The following is a 2,146-nucleotide window of genomic DNA, read 5'->3' as shown; positions in this document are numbered from 1 at the left end:
GCCCCCCGCGTGACCAGCTCGAGCAACGCGGTCGCTGCGGCGAGGTGGTGCCCGCGCAGCACGTTCTCGTCGGTGGCGGCGGCCGCGCTGAGGGCGGTCGACACCGCCGTGTCGTAGGCGAGGGCTGCGGCGCCCGTCCCACCGACGGCGACGCGCGCTCCCGTGCCGGTGCCGACCGCCGACGACGGGACGATCGTGATGCCGGCCGGCCCGCCCTTCGGCGAGCCGAGCGATTCGACGACCGACTGGTCGACGAACGACCCCTCGGGCCAGTACAGGTCGCTGCGGGCGGCGCCGATGTCGAGCAGGGCCTCGAGGCCGGGAAGCGTCGGGTCCGGGGGCGGCTCCGTTGCCGACGGCTCGGGCGACGGGGTGACCTCGGGGGAGTCGGTCGCCCGCAGATAGCTCTGCAGCGAGAGGGGCTGCAGCGGGGCGTCGACGCCTGCGGCCACCTGCGTCGCGACGTCGGCATCGCCGTACTGCAGCGCGAAACGGGTGTTGGGCAGTGCCTCGAGGCTCAACAACCACGCGACCGCCGACTCGGGTGCGGCCGTGCCCAGCACCCGGATCGATGCGGCGATCGCCGGGTCGACCGCGAGCACCGCGTCTGTGCCCGACACGGCGGCGAGCTGCTCGGTGAGTGAGCCGTCGGGCGCGGTGAGCGCCGAGAGCTCGTCGGCGGTGAGCACCCCGGCGGTGTGGGCGCCGGCGGTGATCGGCACGAACACGCCCACGGGCGTCGTGGTCCCGGACTCGCGGGGGACGATCATCACGCTCGTCGACACGACCTCGCCGCCCGGTCGCTGGTAGCGCGCCCGCAGCGGGTACACGCCGGGATCGCGGCCTTGCAGCACGGGGTCGTCCGCCGCGACGACGACCGCCTCGGTCGCCGAGCTCGTCGCCTCGAGAGCGGCGGCCGGCAACTCGGCGACGGGATTCGTCGACACTCCCGTGGTTTCACCGGCCAGCCATCGTTCGAGCATCGTGCGGTCGGTGATCGCGGTGTCGCCGACTTCGAAGACGAAGGTGCCCGCCGGCACCGGCACCGACGTATCGTTGGTGACCGTGAGCGACGCGGTGAGCTGCCCGCCCTCGATCACCACGCCGTTGCCGACCGGCGACAGGGTGAAGTGCGCGCCGCGGGGGGCGACCGGGCCCGGCGACGGCTCTGGGGCCGCGGCTGCGCTGGCCGGGCTGGCTGCGTTGGCCGGGCTGAGCGTCACGCCGACGGCCAGCAGCGCTGCGGCGACGGCACGCGCGACGATGCGGAGGCGTGCGGTCATGCCCGAGGCGGGGGAGGTCACTTCATGTGCGTTCTGCTCGAGTGCGATTCACGACCGCACGGTCTGGGGCGCTTTGTCTGGCGGCCCGATTCTAACGAGTGCCGCCTGTGCACCCGTGCAGGCAGGCGGTTGAATGGGACGGTGAGCGTGCGTGTGCTGCCCGAGCCCGACCCGGAGCGTTGCCGTGCGCTCGCCGCCGATCTGCGCGGCGCCGAGTTCGTGGCATCCACTCTTCGCGCTGCCTGGGGTGCGCGCGCCGACGATGCCATCGTGCGCGAGCTGCGCGGTCCGGCGCTGCGGGCGCTCGAGGGGCGACGCGACCCGCTCGCCGTGCTCGGGCGACTGTTCGTGCTCGGGGTGCCGCAGCCGCTGACCGACGTGGCGGCGGCGGTTCCGGCGTGCGGAGTCGACGGGCTCACGGCGCTGGGGCTCGTCGATGTGTCGGGTGCCGAGGTCGTGCCCGCGGCGCTGGTTCGGCCGCAGTCGTTCGGCGACGAGGCGGGAACGGTCGACTGGTGGATCGCCAGCGACCTCGACGAGCTGGCGCTGGGCGGGCCGCTGCCCGAGGACCACGTGCTCGGCGTCGGCGGTGCGTCGCTCACGCTGGCTGCGCTGCAGCTGCCGACACCGGCGCGGCGGGTGCTCGACGTCGGGACGGGATGCGGCATCCAGGCGCTGCGCGCCCTGCACCCCCCGGCCCCTTCACCCCTGACTGTCTCACCGACTGCCGCTTCGCCCCCCACCCCCGCACCCTCCACCTCCGCACCCCCCACCTCCGCACCGAAAACTCCTGTTCTGGCCGAGACAGGGTGTTCGGGGGCGACATCGTCCTGTGCTCCCCAGAACAGGAGTTTTCGGAAAGG

General features: G+C 73.9%; 1 protein-coding gene and 1 pseudogene. One reads left to right on the top strand and one right to left on the bottom strand.

Annotated elements, in window-relative coordinates; translation table 11 throughout:
- On the bottom strand, window positions 1-1,304 hold a 1,304-nt coding region (locus ACK5IN_RS02985), incomplete at its 3' end, for a DUF6049 family protein (protein ID WP_416894735.1).
- Window positions 1,305-1,424: 120 nt separating this feature from the next.
- On the opposite strand from ACK5IN_RS02985, the pseudogene ACK5IN_RS02980 reads away from it, so the two are divergent.
- Window positions 1,425-2,146 (top strand): annotated as a pseudogene (locus tag ACK5IN_RS02980) (hypothetical protein); the annotation flags it as partial.

This window comes from Microbacterium sp., from assembly GCF_047971895.1.
Lineage (GTDB): Bacteria > Actinomycetota > Actinomycetes > Actinomycetales > Microbacteriaceae > Microbacterium.
This window is presented reverse-complemented; position numbering and strand designations above follow the sequence as displayed.